This window comes from Rhizobium hidalgonense (assembly GCF_002914525.1).
In the GTDB taxonomy this organism is placed as follows: Bacteria; Pseudomonadota; Alphaproteobacteria; order Rhizobiales; family Rhizobiaceae; genus Rhizobium; species Rhizobium hidalgonense.
This window is the reverse complement of record NZ_LODW01000095.1, coordinates 1-15,618: the sequence shown is the minus strand read 5'-3', so window position 1 is coordinate 15,618 and position 15,618 is coordinate 1. Positions and strand designations below refer to the sequence as shown.

The window sequence follows — 15,618 nt, the reverse complement described above, 5'->3', positions numbered from 1 at the left end:
GTCCAATTGACCATCGAACCAGGCGCGCCGGCGCTTCAGGACGTCCGGTCGGTCCTGCTCCAGTGCGTGGGGGTCTTTTTTAAAGGTCCACCCACGGCCTCGGAGCCAGGCGCCAAGTGCGCTGCGGCTGATCTTCACCTGCCGCTCGACGGACAAGCGCTCAACCATCTCACCGAGCGTCACATCCCTACGCTCGTCGATCAACGCGACAACGAATTCCTCGTGTGCATCCACTGCCGAAGGTCGTCTCCAGCCCTGTGGCCGAGCAGTTAACTCACCCTCTTTCGCTCTTGCGATCCAGCGGATCGCTGTCGAAATCCCAACACCGAAACGAGCCGCAGCCTGCCGAGCCGACATGCCCGACGCAGACGCTTTCAAAACCCGTATTCGGAGATCATCACTCAGGGCCTGTCCCATCATCCACCTCTCCGCTGTGGATGTTGAATCAGCTTCGGTCGCTCTCGTCACCTCACAATCGATTCATCAATCGCAGGACATGCTCTAGCAAGAGTTTCAGATGAAGCGCGATAGTCGTTCAAAGACCGGGGCTCAAATGGTAGATTCCACACACATTCACTTCAATTCAGGAGGCAAAACTGTGTCCGAAGAGAGACTGCTGGCGCAGGAGCCTTGAAATTCAGAGCACGGCAAGAATGTTGATGCGGCTTACATCGCGCGCGGGGTTCCGATTGGAGCCGCTGTCTGCCGACAGTCAAGCTGAAAAGGCGGCAATTCGGCGAACTCAAAGTGCGAGTTGTTCTGAACGATCTTCGGCCGGGAACGTGTGATGTCGACCTTGCGTCGGAAGAGCCGATTGCGGCCCGGCTCCCCAGCAAAACGGCTCCAAGTCTGAGGAAAGGGTCGCGCTTAGCGCCCTGCAATCGCTCAGGCCGTTCAAGGCCGCGGAGATGGAGAACGTCGCAAGTTTTGCAGGAGAAACAACGACATGGCGATCATTAAACTAAATGCGAATAAAACCAGGCCCGTCTCCTTGCCTGAGGAGCCGCGAGAAATTCACACAGAAGCGTTCAGCATCAATCACCGCTCAAACGGTTTCACGAGTTTGGATCTCGAAATGATTGAACTGGAGAATTTTGTCCTCCGGTGCCCGCTGCCCGAAGAGAATCTCGCAGGAAGGATTTAAACGATGGATCCGAAAAGCGAAGACAATGGGGAAAATATCCCTGTGACTGGCGAGCGCGACTTCGAAAATGCTGTTGTCGTCGATCCCAAGCGTCAAAGGAAGGAAGCACTAGACTCAAGCACGACTCCTGATATCGAGATGACGGGTAGCCACGAAACTTTCGAGTTCGACATCCCCGGGACCCCAGCTCACACGGAAAATGTAAGCTCTCAGTTCGACGAGATGCTTAATTCCCAATCCAGTCATGATTCCCATAGCGTCCACGGCAATCAGTCCGAAGTGGACAATGAGTTATCCAGCCTGTTCGCCAATATGGTTTTGCCTGGCCATGATCGGCGTGCAGACGAGTATATTCTGGTGCGGCAAACTGGACCGGATGCGTTTGCCGGTACGTCTAAAGGTGATCTTGAGCATCTACCCACCAAAGCGGAATTCAACGCAAGCTGCCGCCTCTATAGGGACGGGGCCGGCAATTATTATCCCCCGCCTCTCGCATTTGAAAGAATTGACGTCCCGGCGGAATTAAGCGCGAGATGGCATAACCTTGAGCCAAAAGACCAGGATAAGGCGCGTTTTCAATACAAGTTGGAAGTCTGGAATCGTGCTCACGCAGAGATGGGCGTCACGGGTACGAATATATTCTATCAAACAGATAAGAACATAAAGCTCGATCAAAATTACAGATTGAGGCCTCAAGACAGGTACATACAAACGAAATATGGCCCCCGAGAGGTTCAGAAGCGCTACGAACACCAATTCCAGGCTGGCTCGCTTCTGCCTGATATTCTGATCAAGACCCCGGAAAATCATGTCCATCTAGTGTACAGGTCTGCCGGTGACAAGTTCGCCAATAAGTCCTTTGCGGAGTTCGAGCGGATAATAAAGACTAAGTATGGTAGTGACACCGAGATCAAGCTGAAATCGAAGTCGGGTATCATGCATGATTCCAGGTATCTGGAGTCATGGGAACGGGGAGCTGCGGATATCCGCTTCGCGGAATTCGCAGGAGAGAATCGAGCTCACAACAAAGCTTTGCCGCTTGCGACCATCAATATGGGAGGGCAGCCGGATGGGCAGGGAGGAACGACTCGCGATCGCTTCGTTAGCGTCGATTTCCTAATGCAACACGCCCCCAACTCGCCCTGGTCGCAAGCTTTGAAAAAGGGCGAGCAATGGGATCGCGTTCAAGTCCTTGCCCGCGATGGTAATCGCTATATGACCCCTGCCAGATTGGAATATTCCGATCCGGAGCATTTCGCTCAGGTGATGAATCGAGTTGGACTACCCCACTCGATGGGCCGACAAAGCTATGCGAATTCCATAAAATTTGAGCAGTTTGCCGGGCAGGCGGCAGTGATTGTTGCGAACGGCGCAGATCTACGTGACATTCGAGATCTTTCTTCGGAAAAGCTGCAACAACAGCTGACCGAGAACAACGTTCTCATTGCGGACCGAAATGAGAAAGGCCAGCGAACCGGTACCTACACGAGTGCTGCGGAATATAAGCGGCTCTTAATTAAGTTACCAGACGACGCGGCCCAATTGCTTCGCGAACCGACCGATAAATATTCGCGTGATTTTGTCCGTCCGGATCCCGTGGTACGGCCAATCGTTGATAGTCGCCGGAACTACGAAAATCGACAGCGTGGTCAAAGCATAAACGGGCTGTGACGTTCCGCCACTGCGGGAGCGATGAGACCTGTACCGTCCGAAGTAGCTAGTGAAAGAGCTCAGCCGTGGTCAGCATCACAAAAAAGACTGTCACCAAATCGCTTACAAGTGACATGCGTCGTGCCACCAAGCGCCTGTATGAGCAAATGTGTAAAGCGTTGCTTACGGAAGAGAACGCAATGAGGCGGCAGGCACGGCTCGAGATGCCGAAAAAGAAGCGAAAATATACTGTCGATATGGAGATGGTCGACAAGCTGGACGCCGGCTTTCGAGGTGAAATAAGCTATAAAATTTTTGGAAATAAGCAGCTTCGAATCGACCGCCCAAAAGAACTAACCCGTGAGCACGGTATCTTTGAAAAAACGAAGAAAGTTCTAAAGCGCAACGCAGAAACGGGCGCAGTTTATTTGAGCCTTCACGAAAAGAAGAGTTGGGCTAGGGTTACGAGCCATCAGTACGCTGAGGACGGCACTCTTCGCACGAAGCATGTAAAATATCGAGACGGGCGCTTCGAGGAAAAGTGGGAGCGGGACGAAACCGGTTCCCTTGTCCGGACACGGTATGTCAACCGAGGCAGGCTCAGTGGTCGGCTGTTTCGGCCTGTTTCTGAGGAGCTGAGTGCGCCTGAGCCTGGCGGACCAGAGAACAGACTCTACCGCAAACTGACTCGTCAAGTAGGGTCCAGGCGGGAAACATTTGAGCGGGACGACAAAGGCGGCCTTGAGCTAGTCGGCTATAAACGCCCCGGCTTTTCCAGGAATACAACGAAATCGGAAGATCGCCATACCTCGCAAACGAAGATTCGGAAACTTGGTGGGACATTCAGCAAATCTTACAGGTCCCTCCTGGACAAGGAAGGCAACGAAGTAGGCCGAGATATCCTGAGTCACCGTCGGATGTTCAACAAGAGATCGGCCATCTACGATGAGTCCACAAAGCAATTGACAAGCATTAAACACACCTTCGGCAAAATTTATAAGAGTGAGTCGCAATACCTGAGCGCTGAGATAAAGAAAGTCTCAAAAAAGATACTCGGAGTGACGGTTCGTCGGAAACTGACGGCATTGAGCGAACCTGAACTTTGCGCGCAGAGACTCCGTGTTTCGGAATCGGTCGAGCATAGGAAAGCCTGGCAGGAGCCCACCGCTATCACCAGATCTTCGCCAAGGGAGGATCCTAGCATCCCTTTGGTGTCGAAGCCGGACCGGACTGACCGAGTTCGAAACGGCCGTGGTGTCCAGACCGAAGCCAAACTCACGCTCGTGAACGACAAACCAGTTGATCTTGCTTCACAAAACTCCCCCCTATTTCTCCAACAGGCATCAGAGCAGCAGTTTGGTTTGCAACCACAATCTCCGTCGTCAGCAGTGCATTTTTCGGATTCGGCTTCTAAGGCGGAAGGGGTTACACTAGGCAAAGGTCCAATATCGCAGAGTCCTCGTCGCGGCAATGAACGGGAGGTGCGATCGGAAGAAAATCTTGACAAGTATCTCGGACATTCCGTCTCGTCAAATGAGTCTCTGTCGGAGATCACGCTTCATGGATCGCCGCAAAAACCAACACTAACCGGCTTGCGGGAAACGCCACCACACTCATCCTTGGATCTGCAATCGTCTGACGCCATAAACGATGCTCAGGCTCCGCAGGTAACTTCTTCAGCGGTCAGTCATCAGTCTGCTCCGGAACAAGAGCTCTTGAGTTTTTTGAATGGTGTGCCAGCCCCAGTGCATAGTGGCGGAGAGCGTATTGCTGAGCACAACCGAGATGTTGCTGCATCAAATGCGGCTTTTGATCCGCAGTCATTGTTCGGCGAACCAGACTTGTCACGCGCTTCGGAATTAAGGCTGGAATTTCCAGCGCAAGGCGACCGTCTATCGGATGCGGAACAGCAAGCGTTGCTGAACGGGTTGCTGGCTATACCGCTACCGGCTCGTTCTGCGAAGATGAATTCCGAACGATCGATGATTTTGGAAGGTTCACGGAGTCGAGAGCGGCCCGTGTCAGGAGGGCTTTCGCTATAGAGTGGGAAATGAGACACCCCGGCAAGGCGCTTCACGCCCTCACCCTCGGCCACACAAAGTTATCGATGATTTGTAAACTCGGAACAAATTTCTTCGATTCTGCGAAGGTCTTCTCCACTAGGATCGGGTTGTTCAAGACCAACCTGACGGAAAGACCACCGATGACCAATGACATGATGAGCGTGCGCTCCTCGGATTTTGCCGAATGACGATCCGCTACGAAACCAGGCGCAGCGATGACCATGACCTTCGAGAGCGGATGAAGGCGCTGGCGCATGAACGCCGCTGCTTTGGATATCGACGCCTTCATGTGCTGCTCATGCGTGAGGGTCGCCTTGTGAACCACAAGCGGCTCTTCCGGCTCTATCGGGAGGAGAAGCTGTCAGTGCGCAAACGTGGCGGCCGGAAGCGAGCGATCGGCACACCCGCGCCGATGCTGATCCCGATGGCAGCCACTGATCGATGGTCGCTGGACTTCGTGTCGGATTAACTCACCGATGGTCGCAGGTTCCGGGTGTTTGCGGTCGTCGGCGATTGCACCAGGGAATGCCTGGGCCTCGTCGCCGATACGTCCCTTTCCGGCCTGCGGGTTGCCCTTGAGTTGGACCGGATCATCGAGGAACGAGGCAAGCCGAAGATGATCGTCAGCGACAAATGGCAGCGAGTTCACCAGCAACGCGATCCTGCAATGGACGGATTGGACCAAGGTGGAATAGCACTACATCGCACCGGGTAAGCCGATCCAAAATGCCTTCATCGAAAGCTTCAATGGGCGGCTGCGAGACGAATTCTTGAATGAACGCTAATCTCGGCACTGACCCATGTTGCTCGCTCAGCGCTTTCAAACTGGCGCAGCGATTATAATCCTGTTTCATAACGCCCATCGTTTATGTTGTGGAAGAGAATAGGTTTTCCTGATCTGGATGCGATCCTGTGGGGTGTCGAGGGTTCTGCCGGGCGCGATCGAGGATCTGACGTGCTTGCGGGGTGGCGAGTTTGGAACGGCTGAAGATCCATGGGCCATCGGGTAGCGGATGAGCCCCCTCAATATCGCCAGCCTCGGCCGCCAGACGCGGCGTTTTGGCGTTATCCCGACCAACTTCGCCGCACCGCCCAGATTAAGCCACGGCTCGACCCCGTCGACCTGGGGACGGAAGACCGGAATCTTGCGATATGACCTCAGCGCGGTGACCCGCTCCCGTGTCCACCGATTGCCATTGCCGGTCGTCAGTCCGTTGCGATTGAGGACACCGGCAATCACATCATCATTGGCGATAAGGACGAGCTGTCGTACGGCGTCGACGATATCCTCAGGCTGTCAGTACCGGCGCAATACTCCCCAATAGTGCCGTTTGAGTCTTCCCCAGGTGCTGCGGCCATCGGTCTTCCGGGGCGCGCCCCGGAAGACCGATGGCCCGTCATCGCCGATACTCCTTCCGATGGTCGGAAGGGGATGTTGGTGATCAAGCTGAGGGAGACGATCATGATCCTGGATCTGCATCAGCAGGGGCTGACGGTGTCAGCTATTTCCAGAGAAACAGGCATCGATCGCAAGGCGGTGCGCAAGTACATAGAGCGAGGCCTCGAAGCTCCAGCCTATGGTCCAAGAAAGCCTCGGGCGACGGTCATCGACCCGTTCGCTTCATACCTGCGGGAACGGGTAAAATCCTACCCTGGTCTGACGGCAGTCGATTATTTCGAGAACTGCGTGAACGAGGCTATACCGGCGGCTACACGGCTGTGACGGATTTTCTCCGCGAGGTTCTCGCCTTCTACGATGCCATCGGCAAGGTCCTGGCGCAGGAGGGCCGCCCATGAGCGCGACCCTTGATTCCATTCCGTCCATGATCGATCGTATCCCTCATGATCTCGTCGGCCTGAAGATGCCACGTGCACTCGAAGCTCTCGACCATGTCGTTCGACGCGTCGAGCACGGTGAGCTTTCCGCCCTGGAAGCCATTGATATCCTTCTCTCCGAGGAACTCACCTTACGCGAGAACAGCCGGATCAAGACCGCACTGCGAATGGGTAGGCTTGCCACGATCAAGACGCTCGCCGGCTTCGACTTCACCTTCCAGCCTTCGCTCGATCGCGATCGTATCCTCACCCTGGCGCAGCTCGGCTTCGTCGATCGTCATGAAGCCGTTCATTTCCTTGGCCCACCGGGAACAGGCAAAAGCCATCTCGCCACAGCGCTCGGCGTCGAAACCGTGAAGGCCGGAAAGAGCGTGTATTTTACGACGCTCGCCGATCTCATTGGTTCGCTTGCCCGTTCCGAACGAGAAGGCAGGCTTCAGGATCGCATTCGCTTCTTCTGCAGGCCAAGCTTGCTGATCGTCGACCAGATCGGCTACCTGCCGGTCGTCCAAGGCGGCGGCAATCTCTTCTTTCAGCTCGTCAACGCCCGATATGAACGCGGCGCGATGATCCTGACGTCAAACCGCGGCTTCGCGGAATGGGGCGATGTGTTCGGAGATCCCGTCGCGACGGCGCTGCTCGACAGATTGATTCAGGAGATGCCGAACTCGCGGCACAGCGCCGCAATCTTCTCGCCATCCAGAACCCGCGCAACGAATTTGAGACGCTCGTCCATGAGATTACACTCCTGCCAAGGCACCTTTGCTCTCCTCGCAAAGGCCAAAAGTGTAACCCATGTCTCCGGTATGAACTGTCACCCTTCTCTCGGGAAGGACACTCACGGATCGGTCGAACATCCACGCCGGGACTTCAATAAGCCGATCAGAAGAAGCGCCAGAAAGGCTGCAGCGAAAAATAGCCGTTCCTTTGGTCAGCGCCTCATGGACGTGGACGAACTGACCGGACCAGGGATGCCACGGATACAAAAGCTCACGAACCTCCGTCCCGTGGGTGTTCTGTCGTCGTGTTGTACAATAATTTCCGGCCCTCGGCTGGATGACACCTGCCGAGTTCTCTCAAACAATCAACCCGCGACTTGATGCGGTGCTGCGCAGCCGGAATGGCCGCACCGCAACCCGCCGTTACCGCCCCGAATACAGCAACCGCTGGAACGAATTCAAAATTGGATAAAACTTAGGGGCAAGGTCAATCACCGAGTAAGCTCCCGGAAAGGGCCGCCTTCCAACGCTGATGTGAATATCGGAAGTCGTAGAACCGCTGCTGTTTGCGTCGGTGTCCAGTCCCAAGCCAGCAATCGCTCCAGCCTGCTGAACCGCAACCTGTCTCGGCTTTGGCGTCCCACAGACTGGCGTCTGCCCGCTCATTTGTTTTCGTTCTTTTAATTTGCAAGCAGTTCAATGAAAGACGGTTTCGCTGTTGTTATAATGATTGCGATTGTAATAATATAAACTGAAATTGTGGAAGTATAATATTGATTTGGGATTTAATAGGACTAGGCTTTCCATTGCTCCTGGCGGCGAAGCCCCGGACGGAACAAAATCGTTCCAATTCCATGGAGGAAGTCATGGCGCAGGCCAAACCGGCTCCGTATGATACTGCTACCGACCAGCATAATCGCGTGTGTATCGACGGCTTTAAGGTCGTAAGCACGCGTTTGCGATCGGCTGAATATGAGACCTTCTCCCACCAAGCGCGCTCGCTGGGACTGTCTGACAGTATGGCCATGCGCGTTGCAGTGCGCCGCATTGGGGGCTTTCTCGAAATAGATGAAAAAACGCGTGGTAAGATGGAAGGTATTCTTTTGTCCATGGGAACGCTTTCAGGCAATATTGCCGCCCTGTTGTCTGCTTACGCGGATAATCCGCGGCCGGATTTGGAGGCCCTGAGAGCCGAACGTATCGCTTTCGGCAAGGCGTTCGCCGACCTTGACGGCTTGCTCCGTTCTATTTTGTCCGTATCCCGCCGGCGTATAGATGGTTGCGCTATGCTGAAAGACACATTGCAGCGCTGACGTGGCACCCGCCCGGGAGCATGTTCGATGCCGGATCGACCTCAGGTTATCATTCGCATAGTACCTGATGGTGGAACTAGGACCCTCCAGCAGATCATCAATCAGCTGGAGTATCTCTCCCGGAAGGGAAAACTCGAGTTGCAGCGTTCAGCCCGGCACCTCGATATCCCCGTGCCGCCGGATCAAATCGCTGAACTTGCCCGAAGCTGGGTCCAGGAGACCGGAGTTTATGACGAAAGTCAGCCGGATGAGCGAAGGGAACAGGAGTTGACCACGCATATTATTGTAAGCTTCCCCCCGGGCACAGGTCGAGCAGATGCTTATGCGGCGAGCCGCGAGTGGGCAGCCGAGATGTTTGGGTCAGGCAACGGGGGCGGGCGATACAACTATCTTACGGCCTTCCACGTTGACCGCGATCACCCGCACCTGCATGTCGTGGTCAACCGCCGCGAACTTCTGGGACGTGAGTGGCTGAAGATTTCGCGGCGCCACCCGCATCTGAATTACGAAGCCTTGCGCATGAAGATGGCCGAGATTTCGCTCCGCCACGGCATTGTCCTTGATGCCAGCTCACGAGCAGAACGTGGTATCCTTGAGCGTCCGATGACTTACGCCCAGTTCCGGCGCCTTGAGCGGCAGGCCAGCCGGGTCCGGTTCGACGATGCAGATACGGAACAGGGGTCACCGCGTGAAGATCATCCCTTGCAGGACCAACCTGTGGATACGTTGCCTCCTGCCGGGCCTTCGAGCAAATCGAAGGCCGCAGTTCAACCGTCCGTCGCACATAACGCGTCGCCCGTTCCCTTGTTGGAGAGCGCAGGATTCGTTCCGGCGGGCAACCTCGGTGATGACGCACCAAATGCTGTCCGGGACGGCGCATGCAAGCCAAGGGACAATTCCGGAGTTCCTGGCACAGCAAACCAGAATGCGGTGCAGTCGCCAGACACCGCGCAAGAGAATCCAAAACGACGACGCGATGATGCTGGCGAGCCGAGTGGGGCAAAGGGCGGGAGATCAATTGCCACCGAGCCGGAGACAACCGCCCGGGAGCAGAACGATCGCAATAACCCCGCAACATTGCTGGCCGCCCCCCCCAGGTCACTGTCGTTGAATGACACCGCCCGTAGCGGATCGGCGACTGATTCACTGCCTGCGGTTTTCGAAAGCCAGCAGCAGAGACCGCTTTCCTCGAAGCGGGCACTTGAGGACGAGGCACCGGGTGACCGAAAACGGGCAAGGGATGGGAGCAGCCAGGATCGTCGCCGGGATTAGGACGCAGGTAAGGAGCCAATCATGACCCATGGGCAGTTCACCGATTATCGCGCGCGTCCGGCGCTGACAGTCTCGGACGACGGCCATGGAACGGCAACAATCCCGGCGCTGGAGGGGCAGATCAAGGTACGGGGCGGCGGAGAGGGCGCGGCAGTCGCGGCCGATCTGCCGACACGACCGAATGAAGGAGTGCACCCACATATCAGGGAAATGCCGGCGAGTACTGCTGCCGGCCTCATCGAGGCCGCTGCGGACTCGCCTGGCGCATTCGAAGCGACTGCAAATGTACCCGCCATCCTGCACAATAACAAAGGTGATTTCCGCGCCGCCATGCAGTACTTGCGCTCGCTTGAACCGGAACGATCAGACAGGCGCGCCGGTGAACCTGCCATGTCGCCGGAGCCGCCAGCACGGGCCGCGAAGCGACTGCGCGGAAACCAGTCCCCCGGCTGGACAGTCAAATCGGCCGTACAGCGGCAAAGCGCGCTCGGCAGTCTCTGCCAGCCGAGCAACGCCCATCCGAAGCGAGTGTATACAACATTCGGCCACCGACAGAAACAACACGGGGAAACTGGCAGGAAAGCTCATCAATTCCGGACGCCACTCCCGTCTCCTTACCCCATTCGGGTCCACCCGCGCATTGGTTCGGGAGGGATACCGATACGGATAGAAACTCGGCTGATACCATTCCGCTTGCGAACTGGGGGGTGGAGGAGACCGTGAAGCCGAAAATCTTGCGGTTCATGCGAACACTCCAACTTCCGACACGATGAGAGGTTCTCGCAGCGTGACACATACCGAAGTTCTGGACGATGCCGGCAGTACCCGCACGAAAGAACTCCACAGTCGTTTCCGCGAAGAAACGACCCCCGGATCATCTCAGGGGTTATTTCCGGGTACGCAAACCTCGCCACAAGGTCGCCACGAGGATATCCCCGACCTGAACGAAGCAGCTCTGGCCGAAATCGATGCGGCATACGACGCCCCGTTGAGAATGCCCGGGGGGACGACGAGTGTCATACCGGATATGCAGTCCGGATCAGGCGAGGCATTCCCCGGGGTCGTGGACGGGCCCTGCGTCGATCCGGAGATGCACGCTGTTAAACGCCATGGACTCTTGCCGCAAGCACCGGAGTGCGCTGCAGCGGAGCCCTGTGGCTGGCCTGGCTTCACATCGGCCGATCTTGAAAAAATCGATGCAATCGTGAGTTTTCGCTCGGACGGTTGGTCCCCGACGCGAAACATTCCGCCGAAATTCACCGCGGCTGGTCCCGACAGCGTCTCCCGGAATGGGCGCGCTGTCAGAAATTCGCCCGGGATGCCGGCCTGCGACACGGCGCACGCCGGGAATTTTCCGATCTGTCCGGCGCTGAAACGGCTCACATCAAGAAGTGTGCGCGGCTCGCAACGACCACTGCTGAAAAGGGAAAGCAACAGATATCGTCTCCGGCTGACCTGCGGTCCGGTTCAGGCAACCCATATCCCGACGCAATCAGCCGCCGGTCATCTGCCCACGATGTCCCACGATGCCAGTCAACTGACGTCATTGTGGCTCCGCGAGCCCGAGATGATCTGTAACGAACTAGTAGCAAGCGCTTGCCCGACGCCGGTTGCCTGCATCGCCAGACCACGAAAAAACGTCGGGCACGCACCCGCCAGGTTTCATGATACCGCTCCTGTTCCCGGACACCATCGTCCTAGCAGAAGGGGTAGGTTCACGCCTTTTGATGATGTGATGCTGTCGGAAATCGACGGCTGGATGAACGGGACCGCGGGAGCCGGCCACCGGCCAGCCGACCGGAACCGCGATCGCGTGAAGGTTACGACCGTTGGGTTCTGTTCTGGCAGCGCCCGGACCTCAAACGCGATTTCCGATTTGTCCCGCAGTGTTTGGTGAAGAGATGAACTCGAGCAAGAGCACGCCCCTACGTTTGGCCGTTAGTGTCGTATGCTCGCTGGCAGCCGGTCTTTGTGTTGCAAGCTTGTATGTAACGTTCCGCCAAGGCTTTAATGGCGAAGCGATGATGACCTTCAGTGTCTTCGCCATCTGGTACGAGTCGCCGCTCTATCTGGGGCATACGACCTCGGTATTCTACTACGCTCTGGCCATTGTCGTATCAACTTCAGCCGTCGTTCTACTCAGCCAACTGTTCGTGTCGCTGCGCAACCGCGAGCATCATGGAACGGCTCGCTGGGCAGAATTCGGGGAAATGCGACGTGCCGGCTACCTGCAGCGTTACACCAGTATCAATGGTGCGGTGTTTGGCAAGACCTGTGGTCCCCACTGGTTCGGCAGCTATCTGACCAACGGCGAACAGCCCCATAGTCTGGTCGTCGCGCCGACGCGAGCCGGCAAGGGCGTCGGCGTCGTCATTCCGACGCTGCTGACCTTCAGGGGCTCGGTGATAGCACTCGATGTCAAAGGTGAGCTTTTTGACCTGACGTCCAGGGCACGAAAGGCAAACGGCAACGTCGTTTTCAAGTTCGCGCCTCTGGATCCGGAGCGACGGACCCATTGCTACAATCCGGTTCTCGATATTGCGGCAATGCCTCCCGAGAGGCAGTTTACCGAGACACGCCGACTTGCTGCAAACCTTATCACTGCGAAAGGCAAGGGAGCGGAAGGCTTCATCGATGGCGCACGAGACCTTTTTGTTGCGGGTATCCTTGCTTGTATCGAGCGCGGCACTCCGACAATAGGCGCAGTCTACGACCTTTTTGCCCAGCCTGGCGAGAAGTACAAGCTTTTTGCGCAACTCGCGGAAGAAAGCCAGAATAAGGAGGCTCAGCGCATCTTTGACAACATGGCGGGCAACGACACGAAAATCCTAACCTCCTATACGTCGGTGCTCGGCGACGGCGGTCTCAATCTTTGGGCTGATCCGCTGGTCAAGGCAGCGACCAGCCGATCCGACTTTTCCATCTACGACCTGCGTCGCAGGAAGACCTGCGTTTATCTTTGTGTAAGTCCCAACGATCTTGAGGTCGTTGCGCCGTTGATGCGCCTTCTTTTTCAGCAGGTCGTGTCGATTTTGCAGCGATCCCTGCCAGGGAAGGACGAGCGCTACGAAGTTCTGTTTCTCCTCGACGAATTCAGGCATCTGGGCAAACTTGAGGCCATCGAGACCGCGATCACCACCATCGCCGGATACAATGGCCGTTTCATGTTTATTATTCAGAGTCTCTCCGCGCTGACGGGTACCTACGACGAGGCGGGCAAACAGAACTTTCTCAGCAATACCGGTGTGCAGGTATTTATGGCCACCGCTGACGACGAAACACCGACATATATCTCGAAGGCTATCGGGGAATATACGTTCAAGGCGCGCTCGACCTCCTATAATCAGACACGCATGTTCGACCAGAACATCCAGATCTCCGATCAGGGGGCACCGCTTTTGCGCCCCGAACAGGTGCGCTTGATCGACGACAGGAATGAAATCATCCTCATAAAGGGGCACCCGCCACTTAAACTGCGAAAAGTGCAATATTACTCGGATCGCGCGCTGAAGCGTATTTTCGAAGCCCAGACCGGTTCGCTCCCCGAGCCAGCGCCCCTTGTGCTGCCGGAGAACATCAATCGCGGAGACCTGGAACAGCCGACTGTCCTCGCGGCGGCGCGAGAGCCCGGCGACAAGGATTTTGTAGGCGACAATGCGGAAACCGATGGGTACAACGGCAACTGCAATCACGACAACGATGGGGCCATCGGATTTGATATCCCGTACGGCCCGATTGAAATCGACGATCTGGAGGAATACGCCAGCACAGCTTGTGTCACCGCCGATGCCGGCCCGTCTGCCGAAGTCGCTCCGGCTCTGGTTGCGCAAGAACAATTGCTGAAACGGATAATCGCGCTTCAGCAACGGTATAGGTCTGGCTCGTCAAACCCCGGGGATTGATTTGAAGCAGCGTCGTTCGGCATCATTCGATGCCGGAGTCGGTCAGATATTGCGGTTCGATCGATGCGGTGCCAGACCTAGACATGTCCTGCGATTGATGAATCGATTGTGAGGTGACGAGAGCGACCGAAGCTGATTCAACATCCACAGCGGAGAGGTGGATGATGGGACAGGCCCTGAGCGATGATCTCCTAATATGGGTTTTGAAAGCGTCTGCGGCGGGCATGTCGGCTCGACAGGCTGCGGCTCGTTTCGGAGTTGGGATTTCGACGGCGATCCGCTGGATCGCAAGAGCGAAAGAGGGTGAGTTAACTGCTCGGCAGAGCTGGCTCGGGAAATCTACACAGCTAGGATAAGTGGAATTTCTGCCTGACTTCGGCTTAGATGCCGGGAACAGGAGCACTGCTGTCCGGTTTAAATTTTGTCACCATTGGAGGCTCATCTGGCCGGGATTTCCGGGAGGGCTGTGGCGTGGCTTTAGCAGGCGGTCGATCCTTTTGCGGTGCATCAGGTTGGTGCGCACCAGGCGGGCGAAGGCCAGCGGGCTTATGATGGTGGCCTGGTCGGCCTTTGCCATCTGCAGCAGCAGATAGGCGATCAGAGCGACGGCCACCTGGATGCGCACGGCATTTTCGCTGTTGCCGAGGAAATGGCGGATCTTCAGCGTCTGCTTGACCCAGGGGAAAAACAGTTCGATCGCCCAGCGGCGCTTGTAAAGCGCGGCGATCTCCTCGGCCGGGGCAGTAAGATCGTTGGAGAAGATGCGCAGCACCTTGCCGGTTTCGATCCGCTCGCCGATCTCGCGCACCGGCCGGTTCATCGGGTTGCGGCGGCTCTTGGCCTGACGCTGCGGCAACAGGCCGATGCGGTCGAACAGGATGCCGGCATCCTCGTTTGCCGCCTGCTCGGCGCTCACCGTCAGTTTCGTGTGGGACTTTAGGCGGCTGACGATGCGGCAGCCGGCGGCGTCCAGCTTCGCCCACCAGCCGAAGTCGTAATAGCCGAGGTCGAAGACATAGGTGGCGCCGGCCTCGATCGGCATCTCCTTGGCGGCGGTGATGTCGTTGACATTGGCCGGGGTGACGGCCGCGTAGATCGGCCGTTCGGCATTGGCATCATAGACGACGTGCATCTTGGCGCCGCAGGCCTGATCGGAAAAGCGGGCCCACTGCGATCCCGCCCCGGAAAGTGGCAGACTGCTGCCGTCGATCAGATAGACCGCCTCGCCGACGGCCCGCTTGAGGCCGCGCCCGGCGCGGGCCAGCATCTGCGTGAACAACTCTGCAAAAACGGCGCTCGGACGCAGGCCGTTGGCATCGGCGAAGGTCGAGCGCGACACCGGGCGAGCGCCGAGATGGTAAAGGCGGGCACTATGGCTTTCCAGGGAGCCGACGATCTCGCGCGGGCTGACGGCACCGGCAAGCTGGCCGTAAAGCAGCGCGATCAACTGGCTCTTCGTCGACAGCCGCCGAACGTGCTTGTCGGCCTGATGCTCCTCCACAAGTCTTTCGAACACCGTCCACGGAATCCGCTTCAACAGATCATGAAAGACGCTATTGTCATGCCGCACGGTGTTGTTCCTCTTTCGTGTTGTCAGTACCGGAGCATACTCCCCAATAGTGCCGTTTGAATCTTCCCCAGGAGCTGCGCCGCTGGTCTTCCGGGGCGCGCCCCGGAAGACCAGCGGCGCGTCATCGCCGATACTCCTTCCGATGGTCG

General features: G+C 56.9%; 9 protein-coding genes and 6 pseudogenes. 11 read left to right on the top strand and 4 right to left on the bottom strand.

Annotated elements, in window-relative coordinates; all coding sequences use genetic code 11:
- Positions 1–417 (bottom strand): helix-turn-helix domain-containing protein (locus ATY29_RS29405; protein ID WP_133118221.1); only part of this gene is annotated, 417 nt, incomplete at its 3' end.
- A 529-nt stretch (positions 418–946) separates the two neighbouring features.
- Here ATY29_RS29405 and virE1 point away from each other — a divergent pair.
- The 3 genes from virE1 to ATY29_RS29390 all read left to right on the top strand — a co-directional run bounded on the left by virE1 (position 947) and on the right by ATY29_RS29390 (position 4,836).
- Positions 947–1,144, top strand: coding sequence for a type IV secretion system effector chaperone VirE1 (virE1, locus tag ATY29_RS29400; protein WP_011427363.1), 198 nt, complete (start codon positions 947–949; stop codon positions 1,142–1,144).
- A gap of 3 nt (positions 1,145–1,147) precedes the next feature.
- On the top strand, positions 1,148–2,815 hold the full coding sequence (locus tag ATY29_RS29395; RefSeq protein WP_011427364.1) for a type IV secretion system single-stranded DNA binding effector VirE2: 1,668 nt from the start codon (positions 1,148–1,150) through the stop codon (positions 2,813–2,815).
- Between the two features lie 65 nt (positions 2,816–2,880).
- Positions 2,881–4,836, top strand: coding sequence for a virulence VirE3 protein (locus tag ATY29_RS29390; RefSeq protein ID WP_011427365.1), 1,956 nt, complete (start codon positions 2,881–2,883; stop codon positions 4,834–4,836).
- 31 nt (positions 4,837–4,867) lie between these two features.
- Here ATY29_RS29390 and ATY29_RS36545 read toward each other — a convergent pair whose 3' ends face one another.
- On the bottom strand, positions 4,868–5,113 hold the full coding sequence (locus tag ATY29_RS36545; RefSeq protein WP_133118220.1) for a hypothetical protein: 246 nt from the start codon (positions 5,111–5,113) through the stop codon (positions 4,868–4,870).
- Between ATY29_RS36545 and ATY29_RS29380 the strand changes: the two are divergent.
- The 3 pseudogenes from ATY29_RS29380 to istB all read left to right on the top strand — a co-directional run.
- Positions 5,027–5,701, top strand: a pseudogene (locus tag ATY29_RS29380) (IS3 family transposase); the annotation flags it as partial. The gene ATY29_RS36545 and the pseudogene ATY29_RS29380 sit on opposite strands and share 87 nt — an antisense overlap.
- A gap of 594 nt (positions 5,702–6,295) precedes the next feature.
- Positions 6,296–6,579 (top strand): annotated as a pseudogene (locus tag ATY29_RS29370) (helix-turn-helix domain-containing protein); the annotation flags it as partial.
- A gap of 71 nt (positions 6,580–6,650) precedes the next feature.
- Positions 6,651–7,346 (top strand): annotated as a pseudogene (gene istB / locus ATY29_RS29365) (IS21-like element helper ATPase IstB); the annotation flags it as partial.
- Positions 7,347–7,348: 2 nt separating this feature from the next.
- On the opposite strand, the pseudogene ATY29_RS38580 reads toward istB, so the two are convergent.
- A pseudogene (locus ATY29_RS38580) lies at positions 7,349–7,453 on the bottom strand (helix-turn-helix domain-containing protein); the annotation flags it as partial.
- Positions 7,454–7,740: 287 nt separating this feature from the next.
- Between ATY29_RS38580 and ATY29_RS29360 the strand changes: the two are divergent.
- The 5 genes and pseudogenes from ATY29_RS29360 to ATY29_RS29340 all read left to right on the top strand — a co-directional run.
- Positions 7,741–7,891, top strand: a pseudogene (locus ATY29_RS29360) (IS3 family transposase); the annotation flags it as partial.
- A 387-nt stretch (positions 7,892–8,278) separates the two neighbouring features.
- Positions 8,279–8,725, top strand: coding sequence for a T-DNA border endonuclease subunit VirD1 (gene virD1, locus ATY29_RS29355; RefSeq protein ID WP_011427368.1), 447 nt, complete (start codon positions 8,279–8,281; stop codon positions 8,723–8,725).
- 27 nt (positions 8,726–8,752) lie between these two features.
- Positions 8,753–9,997 (top strand): T-DNA border endonuclease VirD2, encoded by a 1,245-nt coding sequence (locus ATY29_RS29350; RefSeq protein ID WP_011427369.1) that lies wholly within the window; start codon positions 8,753–8,755, stop codon positions 9,995–9,997.
- Between the two features lie 1,901 nt (positions 9,998–11,898).
- Positions 11,899–13,899: a type IV secretion system ATPase VirD4 gene (gene virD4, locus ATY29_RS29345; RefSeq protein ID WP_011427370.1), complete on the top strand. Its 2,001-nt coding sequence runs from the start codon at positions 11,899–11,901 to the stop codon at positions 13,897–13,899.
- A gap of 164 nt (positions 13,900–14,063) precedes the next feature.
- A pseudogene (locus tag ATY29_RS29340) lies at positions 14,064–14,228 on the top strand (helix-turn-helix domain-containing protein); the annotation flags it as partial.
- A gap of 95 nt (positions 14,229–14,323) precedes the next feature.
- On the opposite strand, the gene ATY29_RS29335 reads toward ATY29_RS29340, so the two are convergent.
- Positions 14,324–15,469, bottom strand: a complete 1,146-nt coding sequence (locus tag ATY29_RS29335) for an IS4-like element ISRel1 family transposase (protein WP_077988945.1) — start codon at positions 15,467–15,469, stop codon at positions 14,324–14,326.
- Positions 15,470–15,618: the final 149 nt, after the last annotated feature.